The sequence below is a fragment of the Halopseudomonas phragmitis genome, assembly GCF_002056295.1.
Classification (GTDB): Bacteria; Pseudomonadota; Gammaproteobacteria; order Pseudomonadales; family Pseudomonadaceae; genus Halopseudomonas; species Halopseudomonas phragmitis.
The window spans coordinates 949335-974811 of the sequence record NZ_CP020100.1; the positions used below are offsets into that span (position 1 = coordinate 949335).

General features: G+C 62.4%; 27 protein-coding genes. 15 read left to right on the forward strand and 12 right to left on the reverse strand.

Annotated elements, in window-relative coordinates:
• The first annotated feature begins 21 nt into the window (after positions 1-21).
• The 10 genes from BVH74_RS04400 (at position 22) to BVH74_RS04445 (ending at position 7782) form a co-directional block, all read left to right on the forward strand.
• Positions 22-1047, forward strand: coding sequence for a fatty acid desaturase family protein (locus BVH74_RS04400; protein ID WP_080048892.1), 1026 nt, complete (start codon positions 22-24; stop codon positions 1045-1047).
• Between the two features lie 2 nt (positions 1048-1049).
• Positions 1050-1835 (forward strand): SDR family NAD(P)-dependent oxidoreductase, encoded by a 786-nt coding sequence (locus BVH74_RS04405; protein ID WP_080048893.1) that lies wholly within the window; start codon positions 1050-1052, stop codon positions 1833-1835.
• A complete protein-coding gene (locus tag BVH74_RS04410) occupies positions 1835-2590 on the forward strand; it encodes an SDR family NAD(P)-dependent oxidoreductase (protein ID WP_080048894.1) in 756 nt (251 codons plus the stop codon). The genes BVH74_RS04405 and BVH74_RS04410 overlap by 1 nt, the downstream gene beginning before the upstream one ends.
• Before the next feature lie 139 nt (positions 2591-2729).
• Positions 2730-3500 (forward strand): creatininase, encoded by a 771-nt coding sequence (locus BVH74_RS04415; protein ID WP_080048895.1) that lies wholly within the window; start codon positions 2730-2732, stop codon positions 3498-3500.
• Between the two features lies 1 nt (position 3501).
• Entirely contained in the window at positions 3502-4149 is a 648-nt protein-coding gene (locus BVH74_RS04420) for a cysteine hydrolase family protein (protein WP_205890216.1), read from the forward strand.
• Complete coding sequence (locus tag BVH74_RS04425; RefSeq protein ID WP_080048897.1) at positions 4146-4928, forward strand: N-acyl homoserine lactonase family protein; 783 nt, start codon at positions 4146-4148, stop codon at positions 4926-4928. Before BVH74_RS04420 ends, BVH74_RS04425 begins: the two co-directional genes overlap by 4 nt.
• A complete protein-coding gene (locus tag BVH74_RS04430; RefSeq protein WP_080048898.1) occupies positions 4925-5683 on the forward strand; it encodes a hypothetical protein in 759 nt (252 codons plus the stop codon). The genes BVH74_RS04425 and BVH74_RS04430 overlap by 4 nt, the downstream gene beginning before the upstream one ends.
• Entirely contained in the window at positions 5680-6522 is an 843-nt protein-coding gene (locus BVH74_RS04435) for an ABC transporter permease (protein ID WP_080048899.1), read from the forward strand. Before BVH74_RS04430 ends, BVH74_RS04435 begins: the two co-directional genes overlap by 4 nt.
• Before the next feature lie 4 nt (positions 6523-6526).
• A complete protein-coding gene (locus BVH74_RS04440; protein WP_080048900.1) occupies positions 6527-7369 on the forward strand; it encodes an ABC transporter ATP-binding protein in 843 nt (280 codons plus the stop codon).
• Positions 7370-7476: 107 nt separating this feature from the next.
• On the forward strand, positions 7477-7782 hold the full coding sequence (locus tag BVH74_RS04445) for a hypothetical protein (protein ID WP_080048901.1): 306 nt from the start codon (positions 7477-7479) through the stop codon (positions 7780-7782).
• A 66-nt stretch (positions 7783-7848) separates the two neighbouring features.
• Here BVH74_RS04445 and BVH74_RS04450 read toward each other — a convergent pair whose 3' ends face one another.
• From BVH74_RS04450 to lptM, 6 genes are read right to left on the reverse strand one after another with little or no spacing between them, the layout of a single operon-like run.
• Positions 7849-8550, reverse strand: a complete 702-nt coding sequence (locus BVH74_RS04450; protein ID WP_080048902.1) for an HAD family hydrolase — start codon at positions 8548-8550, stop codon at positions 7849-7851.
• Between the two features lie 2 nt (positions 8551-8552).
• Positions 8553-9452, reverse strand: a complete 900-nt coding sequence (gene xerC, locus BVH74_RS04455; RefSeq protein WP_080051618.1) for a tyrosine recombinase XerC — start codon at positions 9450-9452, stop codon at positions 8553-8555.
• Between the two features lie 11 nt (positions 9453-9463).
• Entirely contained in the window at positions 9464-10171 is a 708-nt protein-coding gene (locus tag BVH74_RS04460) for a DUF484 family protein (RefSeq protein ID WP_080048903.1), read from the reverse strand.
• Entirely contained in the window at positions 10168-10998 is an 831-nt protein-coding gene (dapF, locus tag BVH74_RS04465) for a diaminopimelate epimerase (RefSeq protein ID WP_080048904.1), read from the reverse strand. Before dapF ends, BVH74_RS04460 begins: the two co-directional genes overlap by 4 nt.
• Position 10999: 1 nt before the next feature.
• Positions 11000-12253: a diaminopimelate decarboxylase gene (gene lysA / locus BVH74_RS04470; RefSeq protein ID WP_080048905.1), complete on the reverse strand. Its 1254-nt coding sequence runs from the start codon at positions 12251-12253 to the stop codon at positions 11000-11002.
• A 9-nt stretch (positions 12254-12262) separates the two neighbouring features.
• Positions 12263-12409, reverse strand: a complete 147-nt coding sequence (gene lptM / locus BVH74_RS04475) for an LPS translocon maturation chaperone LptM (protein WP_080048906.1) — start codon at positions 12407-12409, stop codon at positions 12263-12265.
• A 103-nt stretch (positions 12410-12512) separates the two neighbouring features.
• Here lptM and cyaY point away from each other — a divergent pair, with 103 nt between their 5' ends.
• Positions 12513-12848, forward strand: coding sequence for an iron donor protein CyaY (cyaY, locus tag BVH74_RS04480; RefSeq protein WP_080048907.1), 336 nt, complete (start codon positions 12513-12515; stop codon positions 12846-12848).
• Between the two features lie 3 nt (positions 12849-12851).
• On the forward strand, positions 12852-13046 hold the full coding sequence (locus BVH74_RS04485; protein ID WP_080048908.1) for a DUF1289 domain-containing protein: 195 nt from the start codon (positions 12852-12854) through the stop codon (positions 13044-13046).
• 4 nt (positions 13047-13050) lie between these two features.
• Here BVH74_RS04485 and BVH74_RS04490 read toward each other — a convergent pair whose 3' ends face one another.
• Together BVH74_RS04490 and BVH74_RS04495 are read right to left on the reverse strand one after the other, a co-directional pair.
• The gene (locus BVH74_RS04490; protein WP_080048909.1) at positions 13051-15903 is read right to left on the reverse strand and encodes a class I adenylate cyclase; all 2853 of its coding nucleotides are present in this window, start codon (positions 15901-15903) and stop codon (positions 13051-13053) included.
• 14 nt (positions 15904-15917) lie between these two features.
• Positions 15918-16154, reverse strand: coding sequence for a TIGR02647 family protein (locus BVH74_RS04495; protein WP_080048910.1), 237 nt, complete (start codon positions 16152-16154; stop codon positions 15918-15920).
• A gap of 174 nt (positions 16155-16328) precedes the next feature.
• Between BVH74_RS04495 and BVH74_RS04500 the strand changes: the two genes are divergently transcribed.
• Complete coding sequence (locus BVH74_RS04500) at positions 16329-16988, forward strand: glutathione S-transferase family protein (protein ID WP_080048911.1); 660 nt, start codon at positions 16329-16331, stop codon at positions 16986-16988.
• A 20-nt stretch (positions 16989-17008) separates the two neighbouring features.
• Here the strand turns inward: BVH74_RS04500 and BVH74_RS04505 are convergent, their stop codons facing one another.
• The 4 genes from BVH74_RS04505 to aptA form a co-directional block, all read right to left on the reverse strand.
• Positions 17009-18928, reverse strand: coding sequence for a beta-ketoacyl synthase (locus BVH74_RS04505; RefSeq protein WP_080048912.1), 1920 nt, complete (start codon positions 18926-18928; stop codon positions 17009-17011).
• A 163-nt stretch (positions 18929-19091) separates the two neighbouring features.
• A complete protein-coding gene (locus BVH74_RS04510) occupies positions 19092-19457 on the reverse strand; it encodes a cupin domain-containing protein (RefSeq protein WP_080048913.1) in 366 nt (121 codons plus the stop codon).
• Between the two features lie 62 nt (positions 19458-19519).
• Positions 19520-21016 carry a CoA-acylating methylmalonate-semialdehyde dehydrogenase gene (locus BVH74_RS04515; protein ID WP_080048914.1) on the reverse strand — a complete coding sequence of 499 codons (1497 nt, stop codon included), beginning with the start codon at positions 21014-21016 and terminating at the stop codon, positions 19520-19522.
• Between the two features lie 210 nt (positions 21017-21226).
• Positions 21227-22558 carry an omega-aminotransferase AptA gene (gene aptA / locus BVH74_RS04520; RefSeq protein ID WP_155121760.1) on the reverse strand — a complete coding sequence of 444 codons (1332 nt, stop codon included), beginning with the start codon at positions 22556-22558 and terminating at the stop codon, positions 21227-21229.
• A 235-nt stretch (positions 22559-22793) separates the two neighbouring features.
• Between aptA and BVH74_RS04525 the strand changes: the two genes are divergently transcribed.
• Both BVH74_RS04525 and BVH74_RS04530 read left to right on the forward strand, forming a co-directional pair.
• Positions 22794-24281, forward strand: coding sequence for an aldehyde dehydrogenase (locus tag BVH74_RS04525; protein WP_080048916.1), 1488 nt, complete (start codon positions 22794-22796; stop codon positions 24279-24281).
• A gap of 27 nt (positions 24282-24308) precedes the next feature.
• On the forward strand, positions 24309-25469 hold the full coding sequence (locus BVH74_RS04530; RefSeq protein WP_080048917.1) for an MFS transporter: 1161 nt from the start codon (positions 24309-24311) through the stop codon (positions 25467-25469).
• The last annotated feature ends 8 nt before the right edge of the window (positions 25470-25477 follow it).

Here is a 25477-nt window from a genome sequence, read left to right on the forward strand (position 1 = left end):
CTCAAACAAGGTGATAACTCCATGTCCAAGAGCAAACCCTTATTCCGTTACGCTGACGGCCTGCTGCCGAACAGTCTGGCAATGGCCTATGGTCTGGGCGGCTATATCCTGGGTCTCGCCCTGTTACTCCAGCCAAGCTGGTGGCTGAAGCTGCCCGGCATGCTGCTGCTGGCCCATGCCATGATCATTGGCGCCTATCTGATTCATGAGTTTGCACATGGCACCATCTTCAGCAAGCCCGTTCACAATAGCCGGGCCGGCGAGCTGTTCAGTTGGCTGACCGGCGGCTGCTACGCCGATTTTCAGGATCTGCGGCGCAAGCACATGCGCCATCACGTTGATCGCGCCGATGTCATCACCTTCGACAGCAAGGTGTTCATCAACGCTCTGCCGGGCTGGGTACGCAAGCTGATTCTGGCGCTGGAATGGGCCTACGTACCTGCGGTCGAGCTGATCATGCATTTTTATGTGGTACTGATGCCATTTATCAGCCAGAGCGAAAAACACCGGGCCCGGCGTGGCAAAGTATTGGCCATCATATTGACCCGCAGTGTGCTGTTCGCCCTGCTCGGCTGGCTGTCCCCCAGCGCCCTGGTACTCTACTGCGCGGCCTGGCTGATCATGATCACAGTATTGCGCTTTGCCGATGCCTACCAGCATACCTATGACGCTGTCGCGGTACTGGAAGATGATGGCAAGATCCCGGCCGACAAGCTGCGTGACCGGACCTACGAGCAGCTCAACACCTTCAGCAATGTGGTGTCACTGCGCTGGCCGGCACTCAACCTGCTGCTGCTCAACTTCTCTTTCCATAACGCCCACCATGAAAAACCTGTAGCGCCCTGGTATCGCCTGCCCAAACTGCATCAGGAACTGTACGGCGATGGCTACCGCCAAGTCGTACCTATGGCTGAACTGCTCAGCAGTTTTCACCGTCATCGCCTGCGTCGGGTAGTCAATGATGACTACGGTGAGTTCGTTGATGGGCCCAGGCGTGCCGAAAACTTCTACGGTGCTGTGGGCGTGTCCTTTCTGACGGCGGTTTAACCATGCAGACACTGGATTATCAGGGTCGGACGGTACTGATCAGCGGTGCGGCCAGTGGTATTGGCCTGGGCCTGGCGCAAGCCTTTGCGGCCCAAGGAGCAAAGCTGGAGCTGATCGACCGCAATGTCCAGGCGCTGGCGGGTACGCTCGAACAACTGTCGGCGCTCACTCAGGTTCGCGGCCACGCAGTGGATCTGAACGACGACCTTGCAGTCAGCGATTACGCCACACAACTGCGCCAGCGCCTGAGTCGGATCGATGTGCTGATCAACAATGCCGGCATTGAACTGCCAACTCCGGTTCAGGATCCTGCACCGGACGCCAACCAACGCTGGCAGCTGCAGCTCGACAATAACGTGGTATCGATGCTGCGCCTGACCCGTGCAGTGCTGCCACTGCTTGGTGAAGGCAGCAGCGTAATCAACCAGTCCTCGATCTGGGGCCTAAGCGCAGTGGCCGGATTTTCCGCCTACGTCGCCAGCAAGCATGCGGTGATCGGCTTGACCCGTTCACTAGCCTGGGAACTGGGAGGGCAGGGCATACGGGTCAACGCGGTTTGCCCCGGCTGGGTCGGTACCGAGGCAGCCTTTGCCTCGCTGCGCAGCATGGCCCGGAAAAGCGGACGCTCCGAGGCCGAAGAGCTGAAGCACATTCTGGCAGCACAGGCCATTCCTCATCTGCTGACACCGGCGGACCTGGCTGGCACCTTTCTGTTTCTTGGCGCCCCGGTATCGGCTGCCATTACCGGGCAGGCCATTGTGGTCAGCCGTGGGGAGGTCATGCACTGATGCTGACAGTCGATTTAACCGGCCAGCGCATCCTGGTCACCGGCGCAGCGACCGGCATTGGCCGGGCCTGTGCGTTGATGCTGACCAGGCAAGGAGCGGAGGTCTGGATCAATCATCTTGACCAGGCCGATGCCAGTGCCGCACTGGTCAGCCAAATTCATGCAACGGGCGGCCTGGCCACGGCAATTGAGGCCGATATCAGCCACCCCGATGCGGTCGAGGAAATGTTTGCCCGCATCACCAGCGCCGGCACATTGCACGGCCTGGTCAACAACGCCGGGATCATTCAGGAACAGAGCTTTCTGGAGACCAGCGAGGACGACTGGCGGCGGATCATGGCGATCGATCTGGACGGAGTGTACCGGTGTTGCCGCCAGGCACTGGCAGGCATGACCACTACCGGCACTGGCAGCATCGTCAATATTGCCTCAGAGCTGGGCCAACTGGGCCGGGAAAACTACGTGGCCTATTGCACGGCCAAAGCAGGCGTGATCGGCCTGACCAAATCACTGGCCCGCGAATTCGCGCCGCAGATTCGCATTAACGCGGTCGCCCCCGGACCGGTGGAAACCGCGATGATTTCGCTGGAACACATGAGCCAAGAGTGGATTGCCAGGGAACTGGCGATCCCGGCCGCACGGCTCGGTCGACCAGAGGAAATTGCAGCCGCCGTCTGCTTTTTACTTTCACCCGCCGCGAGTTTTTTTACCGGCCAGGTTTTAGGCGCCAACGGCGGTGCCTGGATGGGTGGCTGATGTTCCGTCCCGAGCTGCTCCTAACACTCGGCACCTTGTACGGAGTAACCCACCTGTCTGGGAGCATCGCTGATTGGCCTGGCCGTAATGGCCGACTGGCCGGAATGCAAACCACTTGAGGGTACAGAGGAGCAATGTGATGACAAGCGTCTACATGGATCAGATTAGCTGGGTAGAGTACCAGCAGCGTGTAGAGCAGGGCGCGGTGGTGCTTCTGCCCTGCGGCGCCACCGAACAGCACGGTCCGCATCTGCCGCTGGGTACCGATGCCCTGCTGTCAACCGCACTGAGCGCTGATGTAGCCGCTCAGATCGGCGGAATTGTCGCTCCGGCACTGGCCTACGGCTACAAGTCGCAGCCCAAGTGCGGCGGCGGCCAACACTTCTGCGGCACCACCAGTCTTGATGGCGCAACCCTGATCGCGCTGGTGCAGGATGCGGTGCGCGAATTCGCCCGTCATGGTGTCAAGCGACTGGTGCTGGTGCTCGGACACTACGAAAACACCTGGTTCGTCACCGAGGGCATCCAGCTGGCGTTGCGCGAGCTGGGCCCGGCCTGTGACCTTGAGGTGATGCGCCTTGAGCACTGGGACTTCTGCCGCGAAGAGACCCTGGATGACATCTTTCCCGACGGCTTCCCCGGCTTTGCGCTGGAACACGCGGCAGTGATCGAGACCTCGTTGATGCTGCACTACCTGCCCCATCTGGTCAGCCTTGAGCAGATCCCGAACGACCCGCCAGCGGACTTTCCACCCTACGATATGTACCCGACCCGCACCGAGTGGGTGCCGCCATCCGGGGTGCTTTCCTCGGCGCGGGGCTCGACCGCCGAGAAGGGCGCGCGCATGGCTGATGACATCGTCACCGGCATCACCGCTGCCGTGCGTCGTGAATTCAAGCTGGAGGCCTGAGATGCTGACGCTGCAGCCATCCCGAACCGCGCTGCTGCTGATCGACATGCAGCGTGATTTCTGTGCCCCCGGTGGCTATGCCGATCAGGCCGGGCTGGATATTCAGTGCCTACGCGCGCCGATCCCGACCCAGCAGCGGCTGCTGGCGGCGGCGCGGGCAGCAGGGATGTTGGTGGTACACACCCGTGAAGGGCACCGCAGTGACCTGTCCGACCTGCCTGACTGGAAGCGTGTGCGCGCTGAACGCAGCGGAGCACCGATTGGCGCGCCGGGCCCTTTGGGTCGGCTGCTGGTACGCGGAGAGTACGGCCATGACCTGATCGACGAGCTGCAGCCGCAGGTCGGTGAGCCGGTGATCGACAAGCCCGGCTACTGCGCCTTCGCTGCCACCGACCTGGAGCTGATTCTGCGCACCCGCGGTATCGACAGCCTGATCATCACCGGCGTGACCACCGAGGTCTGCGTCAGCTCAACCCTACGCAGCGCCATCGACCGCGGCTTCAATTGCCTGACCGTTAGCGACGCCTGCGCGTCCGCGCATCCGGAGCTGCACACCGCGGCACTGGCGATGATCAGCGTCGAGGGTGGCATCTTCGGCGAGGTCTGTGACAGTGCCGCGCTGCTCAGCGCGCTGCGGGAGGCTGCATGACCCAGGTGCAGAAACTCTGGCCGCTGCTGACCGCGACCCACCACTACGACAAGTCGATCTCGACCCGCGGTCGCGGCCACGGCGTACAGATCGAGGCGCCGATTCTGGCCTTCCTGATCGAAACGAAGCAGGGGCGGGTGCTGTTCGACGTCGGCTGCGACTACAACAAGCTCAGCGATCCGGCGCTGCGTGCTCGCTGGTATGACCCGGAGGCGTTCCCGATGGGGCCGCCGCAAATGAGCGAAGAGCAGCGGCTCGAAGCGCATCTGGCCAAGCTCGGGCTGACCTGCAAGGACATCGACATGGTGTTTCTCAGCCACCTGCACTTTGATCACGCCGGTGGCCTGTGCGACGTTTGTGGCGCCGAAGTGCACGTGCACGAAGACGAACTGCACGCTGCCCGCGAACCAGCCGACGACGCCTACTTCGCCGATGATTTTGCCGGCAATGTACGCTGGCGTCTGCAGCAGGACGAGTACGATCTGTTGCCTGGGCTGCGGGCGATCAACACGCCGGGTCACACCGCCGGGCACATGTCATTGATGATCGAACTGCCGACCGGCGCGCCGGTGATTCTCACCGGTGATGCCGCCGACCTGAGCGAAAACCTCGACGACGAGATCGCTCCCGGTCTGTGCTGGCGCGACCGCGAGGACATGGCGCTGGACAGCATTCGCAAGCTCAAGCGCATTGCCGGTGAGACCGGCGCCGAACTCTGGCCAAACCACGATATGGCGTTCTGGCGCACCCTCAAACGTTTCCCGGAGTACCACGCATGAAAGCGGTTCCCGAGGCCTATCACGGCGTCTGGCAGCGCACCTTGCTGCGCCTGTCGGACGGCACGGAAGACACCACCACCCGCGTGTTCTGGCTGCAGAGCGCGCATCTGCACGCGGATCTGCGCATACCCGATCCGATGCCAAAGCTGCCGCTTGAGCGCGTCGCTCAGGCGGGTTTTGCCGGGCTGACCGAAGCGAGTCTCGGCCGTTGCCAGTGGCATAGGATCATCGACTTTCACCCCGACAGCGGCAGCGATATCGGCAACATGCAGTTCGTCAGCAGTGAAGTGGTGCATGAGACCGCGCTGGACGACAGCTATCTGGAAATCTGGCAGCGGCTGCCGGACTCGCGCGGCGCTTTGGCCGAACTCTGGCTGCAGAGCTCTGACGGCTCGGGGCGGCAGGCCTGCCTGCTGCGCGCCGGTGACTACTTCATGTTCGCCGCTGATCGCCCACAGCGCCTCGGCCGTGGTCGCTCGCTGCTGGAATACCTGCAGTTCGACTGCGCCCGCAACGCCGAACACCTGCTTGGCTGCGAGCTGACCTTTGGTCGCATCAAGGGTGGTGAGCGCCCCTGGCAAATTCTCTGCAGTACCCTACCGGCCGCGACCGGCGGCCTGTTTTCCGTAGCGGCTGACCCCGAGCGCTGGGATGCGTTGCCGGTCGCCTGGCTCGGCACTCATCCCCCTGAAAACGGCTGGCAGCCAGCCCCCGTGCCCCGCCTGCAGGATCTGACTAAGGAGACACTGGTATGAATGCACCAGCCCCTACACCTGAAACCCGCACGGCTGCGGCCAAGCGCAAAACCCGTTCGCGCTGGTGGGTCGTACGCGGCAGCCTGCCGCCACGGACCGGTGCATTACTGAGCGCCCTTGGCCTGGCCGCTCCCTTTTTCATCTGGTGGCTTTACACTGCGCTGGGCCTGAACGACCCACTGTTCATGCCCAGTCCTGATGCCGTGCTGGAACGGGTGATCAACTGGTGGCAGCAAGACGGTCTCTGGAATGACATCTGGATCAGTGTCTATCGGGTTATGGCTGGGTTTCTCATCTCGGCCATCATCGCGCTGCCATTGGGTCTGTATCTGGGTACCTACAAACCAGTGCAGGCAACCCTGGAGCCCTTGATCGACTTTATCCGCTACATGCCGGCGGTGGCATTCATCCCGCTGGTCATGCTCTGGGTCGGGATTGGCGAGGGCTCGAAGATTCTGATCATTTTCATCGGCACCTTCTTCCAGATGGTGCTGATGGCCGCCGAAGACATTCGCCGGGTACCAATGGCGCAGATCGAGGCCGCGCAAACGATGGGAGCCACCCGCAGCGAAATCATTCGTCTGGTGATACTGCCATCGGCTCGCCCGGCACTGCTCGATACCCTGCGCATCACCTGCGGCTGGGCCTGGACCTATCTGGTAGTGGCCGAACTGGTGGCCTCCAATTCAGGACTGGGGTACGCCATTCTGCGCGCCCAGCGCTACATGCATACCGACAAAATTTTCGCCGGCATCCTGCTGATTGGTCTGATTGGTCTGTTGACCGACCAGGCGTTCCGCTGGCTGGGTCGCCGCGCATTCCACTGGCAGACGAGGTAAGCTCATGAACCAGTCCTGTATCAGCATTCGTGATCTGGGCAAACAGTTTGAAGCCCGCAACCAGACCATCGAAGCGCTGCGCAACGTCAATCTTGAAGTGCAGCCCAACGAATTCATCACCTTTGTCGGCGCTTCCGGCTGCGGCAAATCCACCTTACTGCGTATCATGGCCGGGCTGGAAACCCACAGTACAGGCGACATCCTGCTGCGGGGCGAGCCCATCGACGGCCCCGGCGTGGACCGCGCCATGGTGTTCCAGCATTACAGTCTCTACCCCTGGCTGACGGTAACCGGGAATATCAAGTTCTGCCGCCAGCTCAAAGTGATTGCCGACACCGTGCACAGTCAGTCCGATGTTGAAGTCGCCAGCGGCCGGGCAGACGCATTGCTGAGCCTGATGGGCCTGCAGAACTTTGCAGGCGCCTATCCCAGCCAACTGTCCGGCGGCATGCAGCAACGGGTGGCGATTGCTCGCGCGCTGATGCCGCGACCGGATTTTCTGCTGATGGACGAGCCGTTCGGCGCGCTGGACGCGCAGACCCGCGAAGTGATGCACGACCTGATTCTGCACGTACACCGGCTGGAAAAAAGCACCATCCTGTTCGTCACCCATGATGTGGAGGAGGCGATCTACCTTGGCACCCGGATTGTGCTGATGGCACCCCAGCCTGGCCGGATCGACAGCATCTACGAGGTGCCGTTGCCAAAGGTGCGGCATCAGGACATGAAGCTAGAGCTGGAATTCATCGCCCTCAAACGCGAAATCCTGAACCGCATCCGGGAGACCTCCGGGGTACAAACCGACCTTGAGCAACTGGCACGCCTGAGCGAGGGAGCTCCGCTATAGCCCTGTATTGGGGACAAGCCCTGCAAACCGAAAATTTTTCACCAAGCTACTAGCCAAATCCCTCTGTTGCGCTATATATAGCGTGTTTTCCCCGGGAGGCATTTGGGATGAGTGACGACGATATTGAAGACGATGACATCGACGGCGTAGACGACAGCGATGTCGATGATCTGCCCGAAACCGATGATGACGAGCCGGCAGCCAGCTCCAGCAGCAAGGGCCGCAAGAAAGCAGCCGAAGAAGACGAGCTTGAAGGTGTCTCTCTGGAGGCCAAGGCCCGTGAGCGTGAGATGCTGGCTCGCCAGATCGAAGAGTTCATGGCCCGTGGCGGCAAGGTTCAGGAGATTGGCGACAACGTAGTCTCCGATCCGCCGAAAAAGCCTGACAGCAAGTACGGTAGTCGACCGATCTGAAACGGTGAATCTGGCGATTGCAAGGGCTCAACACCGTAGCCCTTGCAGTGCCAGCCCAGCAATTCCCTAGCTGGGTTTATAGCGTTCAATCCACCCGGCAATTTCCCCCAGACAGCGCACTTCACCATCCGGCCTTGGCAGATCTGGCCAGTCGCTCCCCAGGCGGTTGAACCACAGGCTATGCATGCCCACCCCCTGAGCACCGAAGATATCGTCTTGCGGGTGGTCGCCAACGTGCAACGCCCGACCCGGCTCGACCCCAACCCGTTGCAGCGCGGCCAGGAAGGGCTCGGGCTGAGGTTTGCTGATGCCTACCTCGTCGGCCGAGACAATCGCCTGGAAGTATTTCGCCAGCCCAAGCCGGCGCACATCGGCATTGCCATTGGAAATGGTCGCCAGCGCATAACGACTGGCCAGATCAGCCAACAGCGCCTCGGCATGGGGAAATAGCTCGACCGCATGGCGGGCATCGAGAAACACCTGAAAACCGGCCAGGGCCAACTCCTGCGCCTCTTCGACCGGATAGCCGGCCTTGCGCAGACCATGCTCGAGTACTGCAACGCGCAGCGCCGTCACTCTGTGGCGCAGCTCTGGATCACGCTCCAGCACCTCACGACGCAAGGCCTTGCGGGCCTCGGCGTCCAGCCGTTGAGCGAACAGCGGGGCCTGCCGTGCCAGCCAGACCAGCAGGGTCTGCTCGGCGGCCGCAACCACGCTTTCGGTTTCCCACAGGGTGTTGTCCAGATCGAAGGTCACCAGTTGCAGCATGATCAGTGGTTATCCGTACTCTTGCGCTTGGCCCGTGGATGGGCCTGATCGTAGACCTGGGCCAGATGCTGAAAGTCCAGGTGCGTGTAGACCTGGGTGGTGCTGATGTCGGCATGGCCGAGCAGCTCCTGCACCGCCCGCAGGTCGCTGGAAGATTCCAGCATATGGCTGGCGAAGGAGTGACGCAACATGTGTGGATGCAGGTGCTGACCGAGCTGATTGACGCCCCAGCGGCGAACCCGCAACTGAATCGCCCGCGGTGTCAGACCGCTACCCCGCTGGCTGACGAACAGCGGCTGGCTGTCGCCAGCCAGGCTCGGCCGGGACTTAAGCCACTGCTGCAGCGCTTCGCGGGCCAGCCGGCCAACCGGCAAGATCCGGGTTTTACCGCCCTTGCCCAGAACCCGAACCTCGCCTGCGGCCAGATCCAGATCACTCAGCTGCAGACCCGCCAGTTCCGACAGCCGCAGGCCGGAGGAATAGAACAGCTCGAGCATGGCCAGATCGCGGCAGGCCAGCCAGTCGTCCTCACTCGGGCCGTCCAGCAGCCGTGCGGTCAGATCGGCATCCAGAGTCTTTGGCAGCTTGCGCGGGCTCTTGGGCGCGCGCAGATCAACGGCCGGGTTATGCCGGCACAGCCGCTCACGCAGCAGGTAGCGGTAGAAACTGCGCACCGCACTGAGCAGGCGCTGCAAACTGCGACCCGACAAGCCGGCCTGATGCTGGCGGGCCACGAACAGCCGTAGTTGCTGCTCGTGCAGCGCGGACCAGTGCTGCAGACCCTGCTCGGTGGCAAAGCGCGCCAGACCCTCAAGATCATGCCGATAGGCGCTCAGAGTCCGGGGTGACAATTGCCGTTCATGGGCCAAATGGCCGAGAAAGCCTTCCAGAGCCGCCTGCAGCGCCGGGCTGATCATGACACCTGGGGTTCGTCGGCCAGCGGCCGCTGGCGCACCAGCACCCGAGCCAGAGCGTCAGCGACATAGCCCAGAAACAGCGTGCCGGTCGCGCTTTTGTAGTGGTGGGCATCCGGGCTGCCGAGCGCCAGCACGCCGTGCAGCCCCTGGTGCTGAATCGGTGACAGGGCCGTGGAGGCAACCAGGGTGCCAGCCTCGCCGAACAGGAATTCCAGCTCATCGGGGCGCAGCACCCCACTCAGGGTCTTGCCACTGTCGAGCAGATGACCGATGGCGGCCCGCGCCTGGGCGTGGCTGACGCAGCGGGCGTTGGCGTAACGCGCCGATTCGCTGAACAGGATCAGGCTCACATACGGAACCTGGAAGTCGCCACGCAGGCTGTCCTCGACCCCGGCGATCACCTGCTCCAGGCTCTGGGCATCGAGCAGGCCAAGCACCAGACGCCGGCTCTTCTCGAACAAGCGGTCGTTTTCACGGGCTACATCCATCAACTGGTTGAGCCGGTGACGCATCTCGATGTTGCGCTCACGCAACAGCTTGACCTGGCGTTCGACCAGCGACACCGCCTGGCCGGACTGGTGGGGTATGATCAGCTCCGGCAGCAGGTCATCGTATTCGGCAAAAAACGCCGGGTGGCGCTTCAGAAACTCGGCCACCTGGGCCGGGTCGAGTTCGGTTTGACTGCTCTTCGGCTTGTCGCTCATACCCGTATCTGCCCCTCGTAGACCCGGCTAGCCGGGCCGGTCATCATGACGGGCTGGCCGGGACCGGCCCATTCGATATGCAAGGTACCGCCCGGCAACTGAATTTTCACCGGCGACTTCAGGTGTCCCAGGCGGATCCCGGCCACGGCGGCGGCGCAGGCTCCGGTGCCACAGGCCAGGGTTTCACCGGCCCCACGCTCATACACCCGCAGGCGCGCGTGATGGGTATCAAGCAGTTGCATGAAACCAGCATTGACCCGCTTGGGGAAGCGAACATGGCTTTCCACCAACGGCCCGACCCGCTCGACCGGATACTGTTCGACATCATCGACCAGGGTGACGCAGTGGGGATTGCCCATCGACACGGTCGAGACTTCCAGGCACTGCTCGCCAATATCCAGCGCATAGGTCAACGCTTCAGCATCGGCCTGGAACGGCACCTCAGCCGGGCTGAAGCGCGGCGCACCCATGTCGACCGTGACCTGGCCATCGGCCCGCACCTGCAACACAATCGGGCCACCGGCGGTCTGCACCCGGATCTGATTTTTCTGGGTCAGGCGCTTGTCCAGCACGAAGCGGGCGAAACAGCGCGCACCGTTGCCGCACTGCTCGACTTCGCCTCCGTCGGCGTTGTAGATCCGGTAGCGGAAATCCATATCCGGATCGGTCGGCGGTTCAACCACCAACAATTGGTCGAAGCCGATGCCGAAGTGCCGATCACTCCACTGACGAATCAGCTTCGGTGACAGCTGGACGTGCTGAGTCACCAGATCGATGACCATGAAGTCGTTGCCCAGGCCGTGCATCTTGGTGAACTTGAGCAGCATGTCAGGCCTCGGGCAGCAGGCTTTCGCCAGCGAACAGTTCGCTGACGGTCTCACGCCGGCGCACCACATGCACCTGCTCACCATCGACCAGCAGTTCGGCGGCACGCGGACGGGTGTTGTAGTTCGAGCTCATGACAAAACCATAGGCTCCAGCCGAACGCACTGCCAGCAGATCACCTTCGGCCAGCGCCAGCTCACGCTCCTTGCCGAGAAAATCACCAGTCTCGCAGACCGGGCCAACGATATCCCAGTTGCGCGCCGGCACATCGCTACGCGGCTTGACCGGGTCGATACCCATCCAGGCGCTGTACAGGGCCGGGCGAATCAGGTCATTCATCGCCGCATCGATGATAGCGAAATCCTTGTGCTCGGTCGGCTTGAGCAGATTGACCCGGGTCAGCAGGACGCCCGCGTTGGCCACGATCGAGCGGCCCGGCTCGAACAGCAGGGCCAGCTCACGGCCCTTGAGCTGAGCGCGGACCTTAGCCAGATAGTCGCCAGGGGCCGGCGGCTGCTCATCACGATAGGTCACGCCCAGGCCGCCGCCCAAGTCCAGATGGCGGATGCGGATACCTTCGGCGGCCAGTTGGTCGATCAGCGCCAGCAAGCGCTCCAGTGCATCGAGGAACGGGGTATCGTCGGTCAGTTGCGAGCCAATATGACAGTCGACCCCGCAGACCTCGATGTTCGGCAGATCGGCCGCGCGGCGGTAGACCTCTGGGGCCTTGGCGATATCGATGCCAAACTTGTTTTCCTTGAGCCCGGTGGAGATGTACGGATGGGTCTTGGCGTCCACGTCCGGGTTGACCCGCAGCGATACCGGAGCTTTAACCCCCAGCTCCGCGGCAACCTGCTGCAAGCGCTCAAGCTCGGCAGCGGACTCGACATTGAAGCAGTGAATACCCACCTGCAGCGCCCGGCGCATTTCCTCGGCGGTCTTGCCCAGCCCGGAGAACACCACCTTGGCCGGGTCACCACCAGCCGCCAGGACCCGTTCCAGCTCACCACCGGAAACGATGTCGAAACCGGCACCCAGGCGAGCCAGCACATTCAGCACACCCAGGTTGGAGTTAGCCTTGACCGCAAAGCAGACCAGATGCGGGGTACCATCCAGAGCCTGATCCCAGGCCAGCCAGGCTTGCTCGATGGCCTGACGCGAGTAAACGAAGCAGGGGGTGCCATGTTGGGCGGCGATCGACGACAATGACACCGCTTCGGCGAACAGCTCGCCGTTGTTATAGGAGAAAGCAGTCATCGCGTGTACTCAGTTCCCGCTCGGTTGCTGGGAAACTTCTTCGCGAGCCGGGTCCTGCGGCTGCCCGGCAGTTTCTTCGGGCAGATAAAGAGGACCTTTCTGGCCGCAGCCGGCCAGAACCAGCAGGGCAAACAGGGCAGCGATATGACGCTTCATGACGAATTCCTTATGGACAAAACGATAATAACCGGCAGTATACCGAGCCGCCCGGCTTGGCGCACCCGAGCCGGACTGCTATCGGACAAGAAGAGAGCACGATATGTATGAACTGAGCGAAGCCGAGTTCCACCGTGAAGTTGACCGGATTCTCGACCGTCTCGAACACGCGCTGGACGACTGCGGCCTGGATATCGACATGGAGCAGGACAACGGTCACCTGCAGATTCATCTGAACGACGGCCCGCGTCTGGTGCTGGGCCGCCAGCCGGCATCACGCGAATTGTGGCTGGCCACCCCGGAAACGACCCTGCACTTCGGTTTCGAGCCGGGGCAGGGCTGGCAGCATGACGGCGGTGACGAGTCTTTGGGCGAACTGCTGGGTCGCCTGCTGAGCGAGTTCAGCGGCGAAGACATCGAACTGCAGGTCGAGGACTGAGACTTGCCTGCCGGCCGTCAACCATCGCCCTGCGTGCGCCAGTGTTGCCTGGATGGCGAGCAGTGTCTGGGCTGCGGCCGGCTGCTCAATGAGATTGTCGAATGGGGCCAGGCCAGTGATCAGCGCCAGCTCCAGATCATCGCCGCTGCCAGACTGCGGCGAGAGCAGCGTAAGGGGCCGGTCGACGACAACGCCTGAGCCGTCAGGTCCGGCCCCGCAGCGAGCTCATGGCGGCGTTCAGCGCGGTTTCCAGTTGCTGGCGATAGCGCAGATACTGCCCGGTCTGCATCCTGCCGGCCGGGTCCAACGCCGACAGATCCAGATCGGTGATGTAAATCGGGTAATCTTCCAGACTCCGACGTTGATCGAGAATATGCCGGGCCACCACCCGGTACAGCTCGGCACCATGCTCCAGGGCCGTGAATTCGCGGTGATTGCACAGGATACTGACATTCAGCGTTTGCCCTGGGCCCGGCTCGACAATCGCCTGTACCGCATAATAACCCGCTTCAACCCCCTTGCTCGGCAAACTGCGCGGCTCCAGCCGTAGCGGTCGACCATCGGCTGCGGGCTGAATGACCTGAAGCTGGATATCCTCCTCACCCGGATCGGCATCCAGGCTCCGGCTCAGTTGCCGGCGCAGGCGGATGCTGTGCAAAAACCGCAGCAGCGGCAGGAGCAGCGTCTGCTCGTCACGATAGGTTTGGCGCTGGCGCCACAGTGCGCCACGCTCATCAAGCACACTGAGCTCCGCCTGCTGATTGGCCAGCAATCGGTAAAAGATCTGGATCACGCCAGCCTGCCCCTGCTTGAGAATCAGCGCCAGGTCCGCGTGACTGGACAGCGCGTAGGTATCGAGTACCAACGGGCTGTAGTGGTTGCGCGGGCTGCCCAGGTGGCGCAGCAGCCGTTCGTGATCACCCAGCGCGGTGGCTTCAATCCGCTCGCCACGACGCTCAAGCAGTTGATACTGGCTCTGGATCTGCAGCAGAAACCGCGCCGGGGGATCGCCCAGCAACGGCCCGGCGGCCTCCCGAAATAGCGTCTCGACCCGCTCGGCAATCGCACTGGCGCGGTTGCGACAGTAACTGCGCACCTGCAATTCTGGCAGGCGTTGATGCTCACGGGCCAGATTGAGGTAATCACACAATGCCTGCATGCAGGCCTGCTCGCCCTGGTAGCGACTGACCAGCAACTCGTTCCAGCTATTGAGGGTGATCTGATCGATACTCAGAATCAGGTTGTCGCGCAGCCCGGAATAGCCCAGGGCGTCGGTATGGCTGCTGATCAGATGCTGGTTTTTCTGGCTGCTGAGCGGCAGCGGGTCCAGTCCGACGTTGACCAGCAGCAACACCTGACAAGGCTGGCTGGCCCGTGACAGAGCAGCCTCGGTCAAGGCCGGCAGCGGCAGCGGGAACTGCTGCATCAAACAGGTCAGCAGATTGTTCAGCTCAAACTCGGTCAACGCGCTGGTGCCCGGATGCACCGCAATCCGGGTAGCGGCATCGACTACGCCATTGCGATGGGCCCAGGCCAGCAACTCAACCAGTTGTCGGCTGCGCTTGAGCGGCAGATGATCGGCCAGCTCAGGCTGACTCAGGGTGCCGCGGTACAGGCTCCAGTGATGCTCGGCCTCATCGCCGCTCGGACGCAGCGCCAGGGTCAGCAAGGGTTCGCTCAGATCAGGAACGATACCCGGGTTGATAAACTCGATCTTGCCAGCCTTGCGCTCGAACGCGGCATACAGACGCCGGCCCAGCAACGACAGATCGCGGCTGTTGACCGCATTGATCACCTGCTGGCTGCGGCCGAACTGCGACAGCAACCGGTAGCTGTGGGTCAGTTCACCAACCAGTTGGCGACGCTCCTGACTGACCTCGCGGACCCGCCAAAGCTGGCGATTGTCCATCTGTTGCAACTGGCGCGGCCCCCACTGCCATTCACGCACCAGCTTTTCCATCAGACTGCGCTTCCAGCTCAAGCTGCCGCTGCGCTTGGACAGCCGTACATCGGCCTTGATGTACAGACAGCGGCGCACCAGCTCCAGACGTTCAAGCTCGCCACGCTGCTGCAGATAGACCTCGATGCGCCGGTACAGCATGACATAGGGATCCAGCTCATCGACATCCAGTTGGTTGGCGAACACCGCCTGCTTGAAATCCAGACTCAGGCAGCGCACCTGCGGGTGCTCGTTGGCGTAGACCTCGGTGAGCAACAGCTTGAGCACTGATTTGTAGGGCGACTCGATGCCCTTGAACAGTTGCCAAAGCCCGGCACCGACATACTCACCGGCCGGAATCCGTGCCATATGACCAAGGTCCAGGCTTTCCTCGGCGCGGATGAAACGCTTGGAAATCAGTTCACTGGTGTACTGGCGGTAACTGCCTTCCTCGTAGACCGGCACCAGCCACCACAAGGGGTAACGACCACCGAGCAGAATCGCGGTGCGGTAGAACTCATCCAGCAACAGATAGTGCTGGGTACTGCCGCAGTCTTCCTCGGTCAGCGCATTGTCACGGTCCCCGCGACTGAAACTGGCCGGGTCGATCAGGTGAAAATGTACTTCGCAGCCCTGGGTTGCGGCCCACTCGCTGATTTGCCGGCACTTGCCGGCCAGTTCGACCAATGCCGCTGGCGCCAGCTCGCTGGCATGACAGACCCAGATATCCAGATCACTCTGATCCGACTGGCCAATGGTACCGCCACTACCCATCAGGTACAGCGCCTGGATCTGGGCGGCGAATCCGGCCGGGTGGCGGCGATAGCTGTAACTGCGGGTCAGCGCCTGGGCGCCCTGCAGCACTTCCTGATCCGGGCTATAGCCGGCCAGCCCATAAGGGGTCTGACGCGACACATAGCCGGGCAGCAGCGGGTGATTGACATCGAACAACAGCGGAATCAGCCTCAGCACATTGTATTGACGCGCCGACAATGCCTGCAGCACCCGGCGCAGGCGGGTCTGGTTGATCGTCATGAAACGCTTGCGCAAGGTGCTCAGGGTCTTGCGGTCAATACCCTCATCGAGCTGGGGACGGATTTCGCCGTGGCTGTACATGCCGGAGTTGGCCCTCAGTCCTCGCGCAATACGGTCAGCAGCGCCAGGGCGTGCTCGGCCGCATCAAGACCCAGACTGGTCAGGTAGCCGCCATCGGGCTGGCTGATCAGGCCCTTGGCGTGCAAACGCCCGGCGGCGGCCAGGGTGGCCGGCGCCGCCTCATGCTGGTGGACCTTCAGGCCCTCGAGCGTGTTGGCCAGGTTGAATTGCGACAGCAGGTTGATTTCAGCAATTTCATCGGGTGTCAGCATGGGTGTTCCCCCTTGGTATGGTAACCAGAGTCTAGCCGTTGCCGGGGCTAAAAGCATGACCTGTCTCGCGGGCCGGGGGAGCGCAGCATTCACTGAATTGATGCCACTGGACCTTAACCGCCCGGCGTTACAAGATATCGACCACAGCCCTCGAGCCTTTAAATGGAGAACAACATGCTTAAACTGCACGGCTTTGCTGTCAGCAACTACTTCAACATGGTCAAGCTGGCGCTGCTGGAGAAGGGCCTGGCCTTCGAGGTTCATACCGTACACCCCAGCCAGGATGAAAATTTTCTCGCGCTCAGCCCACGCGGCAAGGTGCCGTGCCTGGAAACCGAGCACGGTTTCATCAACGAAACCAACGTTATTCTCGAGTATCTGGAGGAGACCCAGGGCGGCAAACCGCTGTTGCCCCAGGACCCGTTCGCACGCGCCCGGGTACGGGCTCTGACCAAGGAAATCGAGCTGTATATCGAGCTGCCGGCACGCAGCTGCTATCCGGAAGTATTCTTTGGCGGCCAGGTCGATCAGGCGATCAAGGACAAGGCCCGGGCCGAGCTGCTGTTGGGTGTGGCCGCGCTCAAGCGCCACGCCAGCTTCGCACCCTATGTGGCCGGCAGCGAACTGAGCATTGCCGACCTGATGTTCCTGTATAGCTTCGATCTGGCCTGCACGGTGGCCAAGAAGCTGTTCGATCTGGATCTGATGGCCGAGCTGCCGGGTGCCCGTGAGCTGTTCGGCCTGATGGCCCAAAACCCCAACTTCAAGCAGATCGAAGCCGACAAGAACGCCGAAATGGCAGCCTTTATCGCCGCTGCCAAGGCCAAGCGCTAAGCAGTACTTTCAGCCCGCCGTCAGGCGGGCTGATCGTCAATCATGTCCTTGAACCGCTCGTCAGTCTTGAAGTTCAACGGCTGCTCGAATCCCGGTACTCGAATGCCATCCTGGCTGATGCTCAACTGGCTGTCGTCGATCATGTTGTTGCCGAAGTTGTAGATCACTGCCAGTTGGCCTTTCAATGCCTGCTGATCGTAGGCCTGGGCTGCGGCGCGGGCCTGCTCGCGGCGCTGCAGGTAGTCACTGAAGCGCGCCTCTCCGTAACGCTTGCGCAGCATCCGCTCGACCACAGCGGGTGCCAGCACCACAGCGCTGGCATTGTTGCCGCCAAACCCCTTGGAGTTGATGAAGCAGACTTCCAGCGGTTCTGCCTCACGCACTACGTCACGGGTACTGATGCGCAGGTGCTGTTGATGCACGTCATCGGCCACTGCATCGATGGTCTTGATTCCGGGAATGATCTGATACTTGAAACTGCCCAGGGCAAAGGCCAGCTGGTCAGCGCTGGCGCTGGCCAGTGAGTGGCCGACATAGGCCTTGGCCGCGGCAATCGGCCAGTCGGCAATACCGAAGGACTCGGCAACCCGGTCCAGCAGCTCGGACTCGGTAACCCGGTTGGCCGGGGTGCTGGAGCCGTGAGCATGGACGAAGCTGCGAGCACGCACGGCTTCGGGGCCGACAATCTGCATCGCCGCGTGTACGGCCTTGGCCATGGTCAGGTAGTTGCCCGGGCCCGGTGCCGAGATCGACTTCTTGAAGCCGTCGGCATTGATGAACACATCGGTGGCGGCACCATGGATGTCGGCGCCCAGCTCGATGGCCAGCTCGTCATCCATCAGCACGAAGAACTGCCCGGACTCGGCCAGGGTAAAACCGCAGTTCTGCCCGAACGGACGGCTGGCGCGGCGGAAATCGACCTGATCACTGCCTTCGATATTACGTAGCCCGTCTTCGGTGGCCAGCGCACTCATGGCGCCATAGCCTTCGATGCACTCTTGGGTTACCGGCGCCTCGGCGTTGCCCACCAGCACCACCCGGGCCTTGCCGCTGGTGATCATGTCGGTGGCTTTCTGCAGGTTGTAGAGGAAGCTCGCGCAAGCCCCGGTGATCGCCCCGGTGGTGCCGACGCTGCCGAGGATATAGGCGTTGATGAAGTCTGCCGGCATGCTGTTCAGGCCCAGCGGCAACTGCTTGGCGCTGACCCGGTGGCCCTTGAGCCGCGACTGCATGACCCCGGCAAAGCTGTTGTCATCGAGCTGGCTCATGGCGCTGCTGGCAAATACCGCAACCTCGTCCGGCTGCACCCGGTTGATGATCTGCGACCATTCGATCCCGGTCGAGCGCAGCGCGTCGGTGGCGGCGACGATGGTCAGTTGCAGACCGCGCGGGTGAAACCGCGAGGCGTAGTGCTCGCCCGGCTCGAAACCACTGGGCAACTGGCCGGCCGACTTGACCGCCAGCGGCCGGTAGCTGTCGACCTTAAGATCGCAGCCGTCGTAGACGGTAACCATCACATCGTTGTCGTTCAGCGGTTCGATCACCCAGTCGGTCGGCAACGGCTCGGGCAACTGCTTGGCCAGGGTGATGAACGAGAACGGTTTGCCGGCTTCGCCGGTAACGGTGAGGTTTTTCTGCCAGTGGGCAGCATCGACATCCAGATGGGTTTTCTCGATCCTCCGCACCAGCGTGCCGTCGAGAATCTGCGCGGCGTAGCGTTGTTCGATCTCGGCCAGGCTCAGCGGCTGACCTTCGGCGTCCAGATACTGATCATTGTCCACCCGCACCAGCTTCATCAGTACCGCCAGCCCGGCCAGGGTCTGCTGGCGCTCGGCATCGGGCAACGATTCGATCACGGTACGGCGAAACGCATGGTGGAATGAACTGCGACCGGCGGCGTTGTAACCACCAAATCCGACAATGACCGGCAAACGCGACATCACGCAAGACTCCTCGCTGGGCCCGGATGTCCAGGCAGTGCGCATGGACATGGTCTGGGCGGACGATGCATCGCCCGCCAGGGCGTTATTCGAATACTCTAGATGACGAGGACTGTAACCGGCGGGTCACGTTCAGACCAGTGTGTTTTATCGGCTCACGGCCTCAAATGCTCTTTGGCTCGAAGATCACATAGACCTTGCGGGTCCGCTGAAGCACTTCCCAACTGCCCTCGAACCCGGCGGGAATCACGAAGCGGTCACCGGTGCGCAGGATTTTGCCATTACCGGCACGGTCACGCAGGATTGATTCGCCTTCAAGAATCTCGCAGTATTCGTGCTCGCTATAGTTGATGGTCCAGTGCCCGGGCTCGGCCTCCCAGACTCCGGAAAAAAACTGCCCGCACGGGCTGGTGTAATGGTTGCGTACGTTCTGGGCCGGATCGCCGGCCAGCACCTTGGCCGGGTCAGGGCGGTAATGCTCGGCTTCAGTGGCCGCCGTGGCGAAATCGACAATACTGGTGATCGACATGGGCTGGTCCCGTTCGACAGGTAGGTAGGCGTGCTGCGCCCTGCGGCGCAGCACCAGCAGGATTACTTCATGGTCGGCATGACGAACTCGGCACCAGCGCGAATACCGGTCGGCCAGCGCGAGGTGATCGCCTTGCGCTTGGTGTAGAAACGCACCCCATCGGGGCCGTGCATGTGCAGCGGACCAAACAGCGAACGCTTCCAGCCCCCGAAGCTGTGGAACGCCATCGGCACCGGAATCGGCACATTCACGCCAACCATGCCGACCTGAATCTCGTTACAGAACTGCCGCGCGCTGTCGCCGTCACGGGTAAAGATCGCCGTACCATTGCCATACTCATGGGCGTTGATCAGTGCCACCGCACTCTGATAGTCCGGCACCCGGACAATGCACAGCACCGGACCGAAAATCTCCTCACGGTAGATGACCATCTCCGGGGTAACCTTGTCGAACAGGCAACCGCCCATGAAATAACCCGTTTCCAGGCCCGGCACCCCAACCTCACGACCATCGACCACCAGCTCGGCGCCTTCAGCCACGCCCTGGTCGACATAGCCCTTGACCTTGGCCAGATGCTGGGCCGACACCAGCGGCCCCATCTCCATGCCAGGGCTCATGCCATTACCAATCTTCAATGCCTTGACCTTGGGTGCCAACGCTGCAATCAGTTGGTCAGCCACCTCGTCACCCACGGCTACCGCCACCGAAATCGCCATGCAGCGTTCGCCGGCACTGCCATAGGCGGCGCCCATCAGCGCATTGACCGCCTGATCCAGATCAGCGTCGGGCATCACTACCATGTGGTTCTTGGCCCCGCCCAGGGCCTGCACCCGCTTGCCATGGGCGCAGCCGGTGGCGTAGATGTACTCGGCAATCGGGGTCGAACCGACGAAACTCACCGCCTGAATGTCCGGGTGGGTCAGCAGCACGTCGACCGCTTCCTTGTCGCCGTTGACTACGTTGAACACGCCATCGGGCAAGCCGGCTTCCTTGAGCAGTTCGGCCAGGCGCAGCGGGGTGCTCGGGTCCTTCTCTGACGGCTTCATGATGAAGGTATTGCCGCAGGCAATGGCGATCGGGAACATCCACATCGGCACCATGGCCGGGAAGTTGAACGGCGCTATACCGGCACAGACGCCCAGTGGCTGGTTGACCGACCAGGCATCGACCCCGCCCCCCACCTGCTCGGTATGCTCACCCTTGAGCAGGTGCGGAATGCCACAGGCGAACTCCACCACTTCCAGGCCGCGGGTCAGCTCGCCCTTGGCATCGTCGAACACCTTGCCGTGCTCACGGGTGATCAACTCAGCCAGCTCGTCGGCATGGGCCTCGACCAGCGCCTTGTACTTGAACAGAATCCGCGCCCGGTTCAGCGGCGTGGTCGCCGCCCAGGCCGGCTGCGCGGCCTTGGCCAGAGCAATCGCCTGTTCAACCTCGGCGGCGCTGGCCAGCGACACCAGGCCGCGCTGCTCGCCGGTAGCCGGCTCGTACACCGGCTGGGTGCGGGCGCTGGGCGCGGTGCGCAGGCCATTGATGAAGTGTGTCAGTTGCAGTGTCATGGAATCACCAATTCTGTAGGAAGTTCGTTAACTGTTGAGCGCATCTTGCCTGGATAAACGAGCGGATTGCACAAGGCTGGAGGCGGCAGTCCAGTCCCCGGTTCGAGACCGTAGATGGCATGGACGCCATCTACGAGCTACAGGGAAGTACTTGCCGCGTGTCTCGAACCGGGGACTGGACTGCCGCCGGGCTCGGACACGCAACCCAGGTCAAGCCGTGCGCCGAATTACATTGCCCAAGACTTCGACGATGCGATCGATATGCGGCTTCTCGACGATCAGCGGCGGCGACATGGCGATGATGTCGCCGGTCACCCGCACCATCACCCCGTCCCAGTAACAGGCCTCGAATACCTCATAGCCTCGTGCCCCCGGCGCACCCTCGCGGCTGGCCAGATGCACCGCGCCGACCAGGCCGGTGTTGCGAATATCGATCACATGCGCCAGCCCCTGCAGGCTGTGCAGCGCCTCCTGCCAATAGACTTCCAGCTCGCGGGCGCGGGTCAGCAGGCCGTCGCGCTGATAGATGTCCAGCGTCGCCAGCGCTGCGGCTGCCGCCACCGGGTGGCCGGAGTAAGTGTAGCCGTGGAACAGCTCAATCAGCCCCTGTGGGCCGTGCATGAAGGCATCCTGAATCTGTTCGCTGACGAACACTGCGCCCATCGGAATCGCGCCGTTGGTCAGGCCCTTGGCGGTGGTGATGATGTCCGGGGTCACCTCCCAGCGCTGCGCCGCGAACGGCTCGCCAAGACGCCCGTAACCGGTGATCACCTCGTCGAAGATCAACAAGATGCCATGCTTGGCAGTAATCTCGCGCAGGCGCTTGAGATAGCCTTGCGGCGGCAGAATCACCCCGGCTGAGCCGGACATCGGCTCAACAATCACCGCCGCGATGTTCTCCGCGCCATGCAGCGCTACCAGTTTCTCCAGTTGATCCGCCAGCTCCGCCCCCTGTTTCGGCAGACCGCGGGTAAAAGCGTTACGTTCCAGGTCCAGGGTGTGTGGCAGATGATCGACTCCCGGCAGTTGCACGCCGAAGGCCTTGCGGTTGTTGACCATGCCACCGACCGAGATACCGCCAAAGCCTACGCCGTGATAGCCCAGCTCACGACCGATCAGCCGGGTGCGGGTACCTTCGCCACGGGCGCGCTGATAGGCCAGGGCGATCTTCAGTGCGGTATCCACCGACTCCGAGCCGGAGTTGGTGAAGAACACCCGGTTCAGTCCCTTGGGTGCGATCTCGACCAGACGTTCGGCGAGCTGGAACGGCAGCGGGTGGCCCATCTGAAAGGTTGGAGCGAAATCCAGCTTGGCGATCTGGCGGGCGACCGCCTCGGAAATCTCCTTGCGCCCATGCCCGGCGTTGCAGCACCACAGCCCGGCCGTGGCATCCAGTACCTGCCGGCCCTCGACATCGGTGTAGAACATGCCTTCGGCGCTCTCCAGCAGACGCGGTTTGGCCTTGAACTGGCGATTGGCGGTGAAGGGCATCCAGAACTCGTCCAGGCTCAAATCCTGTTGCGAGGTGGCGGGGTGCTGCATGGTGTTCATTGGGAACCTTCCTGGCGCGGCCGTCGAAGATTGATGGACTGATAGTGCAACAGAGTCTATGTCAAAAATAATAAACGCAAAAGGGTTTGCTCACGTATTTACCTAGGTTTTTTTGCTGCCGTGTCAAATATATTGAATTTTTAATGCGGTAAGACTACTGTTGAGCAGCTTCGCATTCTGTCCGCCGCCCCTTCCCGAGCGGCCATCACTACCAGAGGATTCCGTTATGTCCCGTGCCCAGTGGGAACAGCGCGCAGACGCGCTAAAGATTCAAGGTCAGGCCTTCATCAATGGTCAGTATCAGAGCGCTGTCGGTGGCGAAACCTTCGACTGCCTCAGCCCGATCGATGGCCGGGTGCTGGCGCAGATCGCCAGCTGTGGCCAGAGCGATGCCGATCTGGCGGTAGCCAATGCCCGCGCCACCTTTGATTCCGGGGTCTGGTCACGCCTGGCGCCAACCCAGCGCAAGCAGGTGCTGATCCGCTTTGCCGAGCTGATCGAACAGCATGGTGAGGAACTGGCCCTGCTGGAAACCCTGGACATGGGCAAACCGATCAGCGACGCCCTGGCAGTGGATATTCCCGGCGCAGCGCGGGCGATCCGCTGGAGTGGCGAGGCGATCGACAAGATCTACGACGAAGTGGCGGCCACCGCCCACGATGAACTCGGGCTGGTCACCCGCGAGCCGGTCGGTGTGGTCGCCGCCATCGTGCCGTGGAACTTCCCGCTGCTGATGGCCTGCTGGAAACTCGGCCCGGCCCTCGCCACCGGCAACTCGGTGGTGCTCAAGCCCTCGGAGAAATCGCCGCTGACTGCCATCCGCCTGGCCCAGATTGCCCTCGAGGCCGGCCTGCCAGCCGGGGTGCTGAATGTGTTGCCGGGCTTCGGCCACACCGTTGGCAAGGCCCTGGCCCTGCATATGGATGTCGATACTCTGGTGTTCACCGGCTCGACCCGGGTGGCCAAGCAACTGATGATCTATGCCGGCGAGTCGAACATGAAGCGGGTCTGGCTGGAAGCTGGCGGCAAGAGCCCGAACATCGTCTTCGCCGATGCCCCGGATCTGGACGCCGCGGCCCAGGCCGCTGCCGGTGCCATCGCCTTCAACCAGGGTGAGGTCTGCACCGCCGGCTCGCGGCTGCTGGTCGAAGCCTCAATCAAGGACGCCTTTGTCGAGAAGGTCGCCGCCGCGCTCAAGGCCCACTGGCAGCCGGGCAATCCACTGGACCCGAACACCACGGTCGGCGCGCTGGTCGACACCAGCCAGATCGACACCGTGCTGCGGTATATCGAGGCTGGCCATGAGGATGGCGCACGGCTGGTCAGCGGCGGTCAGCGGGTGCTGGAGGAAACCGGCGGGTTCTATGTCGAGCCTACCCTGTTCGACGGGGTGCGCAACGACATGCGCATCGCCCGCGAGGAAATCTTCGGCCCGGTGCTGTCGGTGCTCAGCTTCAAGGACTTTGATGAAGCCATCGCGGTTGCCAACGACACCATCTACGGGCTGGCGGCGGCGGTCTGGACCCGCGACCTGTCCAAGGCCCACCGGGCAGCCAAGGCGCTGCGTGCCGGCAGTGTCTGGGTCAACCAGTACGACGGTGGCGACATGACCGCGCCGTTCGGCGGCTTCAAGCAGTCGGGCAACGGCCGTGACAAGTCGCTGCATGCGTTCGACAAGTACACCGAACTCAAGGCCACCTGGATCAAGCTGTAGGCCTGCGCACACGGAGCGTCGGCGGCAATGGATTGGAAAACCTACAGCATCGTCACCGCTGCGGTAGTGATTGTCGGGCTGGCGCTCGGCATCACTCTGCCGCTGGTCTCGCTGCGCCTCGATCAATGGGGCTATGACACCTTCGCCATTGGAGTCATGGCCAGCATGCCGGCAATCGGGGTACTGCTGGGCGCCCGGATCACCGGCCGGCTGGCCGGGCTGCTCGGCAGCGAGCGCCTGTTGCGCCTGGTGATGCTGTGCAGCGCCGTTTCGGTGGCGTTGCTGGCGATTCTGCCGAGCTATCCGTTGTGGCTGCTATTGCGGTTGCTGCTCGGCGTGTCGCTGACCATCACCTTCGTGATCGGTGAAAGCTGGATCAACCAGTTGGTCCCTGATCGGCTGCGTGGCCGGCTGGTGGCGGTCTACGGCAGCGCTTTCGCCATCAGCCAGCTATGCGGACCATTGCTGCTCGGAATTATCGGCACAGAAGCCGATACCGGCTTCTGGCTGGCCACCGGCCTGTTGCTGCTGGGTCTGTTTCTGCTGCTGTGGGTAGCTGGCGCACCTAAGGTCGATGCCGACAACGCTTCAGGACGCGGACTCAAGGGCTTTGTCCGCACCCTGCCGGCGATTGCCTGGGCCGTGATGCTGTTCGCCGCCTTCGAGGCCATGACCCTGACCTTGCTACCGGTCTATCTGGTGCGCGAAGGTTTCAGCCAGCAACTGGCGCTGATCATGATCAGCGTGGTGGTCATCGGCGATGCCGCGCTACAGGTGCCGATTGGCTGGCTGGCCGACAAGGTCTCGCGTACTACCCTGTTTCGCAGTTGTGGGCTGGTATTGCTGGGTAGCAGCCTGGCGATGCCTCTGGCGTTGCACAGCCCGCTGATCTGGCCGGTCCTGGTACTGTTCGGCGCCAGCGCCGGTGGGCTTTATACCCTGTCGCTGATTTTGGTGGGCCAACGTTACCGTGACGATGCGCTGGTACGGGCCAATGCGCATATTGCCCTGCTCTGGGGAGTCGGCTGCCTGCTCGGCCCGGCCTCCACCGGGGCTGCCAGCCAATGGCTGAGCAGCCACGCCCTGCCGATGCTGATGGCAGCTGGCGCCCTGGTGTTCATCTATCTGGCCTGGCAGCGCGGCGCCTTTACCGCCGTGGCGGTAGAGCCCATCGACCAGCCGGGTTAGGGTCTGTA

What these genes read in the sequence shown, in the direction of transcription:
- BVH74_RS04400 (WP_080048892.1), top strand. Translation starts at nt 22, where the DNA reads ATGTCCAAGAGCAAACCCTTATTCCGTTACGCTGACGGCCTGCTGCCG.
- BVH74_RS04405 (WP_080048893.1), top strand. Translation starts at nt 1,050, where the DNA reads ATGCAGACACTGGATTATCAGGGTCGGACGGTACTGATCAGCGGTGCG.
- BVH74_RS04410 (WP_080048894.1), top strand. Translation starts at nt 1,835, where the DNA reads ATGCTGACAGTCGATTTAACCGGCCAGCGCATCCTGGTCACCGGCGCA.
- BVH74_RS04415 (WP_080048895.1), top strand. Translation starts at nt 2,730, where the DNA reads ATGACAAGCGTCTACATGGATCAGATTAGCTGGGTAGAGTACCAGCAG.
- BVH74_RS04420 (WP_205890216.1), top strand. Translation starts at nt 3,502, where the DNA reads ATGCTGACGCTGCAGCCATCCCGAACCGCGCTGCTGCTGATCGACATG.
- BVH74_RS04425 (WP_080048897.1), top strand. Translation starts at nt 4,146, where the DNA reads ATGACCCAGGTGCAGAAACTCTGGCCGCTGCTGACCGCGACCCACCAC.
- BVH74_RS04430 (WP_080048898.1), top strand. Translation starts at nt 4,925, where the DNA reads ATGAAAGCGGTTCCCGAGGCCTATCACGGCGTCTGGCAGCGCACCTTG.
- BVH74_RS04435 (WP_080048899.1), top strand. Translation starts at nt 5,680, where the DNA reads ATGAATGCACCAGCCCCTACACCTGAAACCCGCACGGCTGCGGCCAAG.
- BVH74_RS04440 (WP_080048900.1), top strand. Translation starts at nt 6,527, where the DNA reads ATGAACCAGTCCTGTATCAGCATTCGTGATCTGGGCAAACAGTTTGAA.
- BVH74_RS04445 (WP_080048901.1), top strand. Translation starts at nt 7,477, where the DNA reads ATGAGTGACGACGATATTGAAGACGATGACATCGACGGCGTAGACGAC.
- BVH74_RS04450 (WP_080048902.1), bottom strand. Translation starts at nt 8,550, where the DNA reads ATGCTGCAACTGGTGACCTTCGATCTGGACAACACCCTGTGGGAAACC.
- BVH74_RS04460 (WP_080048903.1), bottom strand. Translation starts at nt 10,171, where the DNA reads ATGAGCGACAAGCCGAAGAGCAGTCAAACCGAACTCGACCCGGCCCAG.
- dapF (WP_080048904.1), bottom strand. Translation starts at nt 10,998, where the DNA reads ATGCTGCTCAAGTTCACCAAGATGCACGGCCTGGGCAACGACTTCATG.
- lysA (WP_080048905.1), bottom strand. Translation starts at nt 12,253, where the DNA reads ATGACTGCTTTCTCCTATAACAACGGCGAGCTGTTCGCCGAAGCGGTG.
- lptM (WP_080048906.1), bottom strand. Translation starts at nt 12,409, where the DNA reads ATGAAGCGTCATATCGCTGCCCTGTTTGCCCTGCTGGTTCTGGCCGGC.
- cyaY (WP_080048907.1), top strand. Translation starts at nt 12,513, where the DNA reads ATGTATGAACTGAGCGAAGCCGAGTTCCACCGTGAAGTTGACCGGATT.
- BVH74_RS04490 (WP_080048909.1), bottom strand. Translation starts at nt 15,903, where the DNA reads ATGTACAGCCACGGCGAAATCCGTCCCCAGCTCGATGAGGGTATTGAC.
- BVH74_RS04495 (WP_080048910.1), bottom strand. Translation starts at nt 16,154, where the DNA reads ATGCTGACACCCGATGAAATTGCTGAAATCAACCTGCTGTCGCAATTC.
- BVH74_RS04500 (WP_080048911.1), top strand. Translation starts at nt 16,329, where the DNA reads ATGCTTAAACTGCACGGCTTTGCTGTCAGCAACTACTTCAACATGGTC.
- BVH74_RS04505 (WP_080048912.1), bottom strand. Translation starts at nt 18,928, where the DNA reads ATGTCGCGTTTGCCGGTCATTGTCGGATTTGGTGGTTACAACGCCGCC.
- BVH74_RS04510 (WP_080048913.1), bottom strand. Translation starts at nt 19,457, where the DNA reads ATGTCGATCACCAGTATTGTCGATTTCGCCACGGCGGCCACTGAAGCC.
- BVH74_RS04515 (WP_080048914.1), bottom strand. Translation starts at nt 21,016, where the DNA reads ATGACACTGCAACTGACACACTTCATCAATGGCCTGCGCACCGCGCCC.
- aptA (WP_155121760.1), bottom strand. Translation starts at nt 22,558, where the DNA reads ATGCAGCACCCCGCCACCTCGCAACAGGATTTGAGCCTGGACGAGTTC.
- BVH74_RS04525 (WP_080048916.1), top strand. Translation starts at nt 22,794, where the DNA reads ATGTCCCGTGCCCAGTGGGAACAGCGCGCAGACGCGCTAAAGATTCAA.
- BVH74_RS04530 (WP_080048917.1), top strand. Translation starts at nt 24,309, where the DNA reads ATGGATTGGAAAACCTACAGCATCGTCACCGCTGCGGTAGTGATTGTC.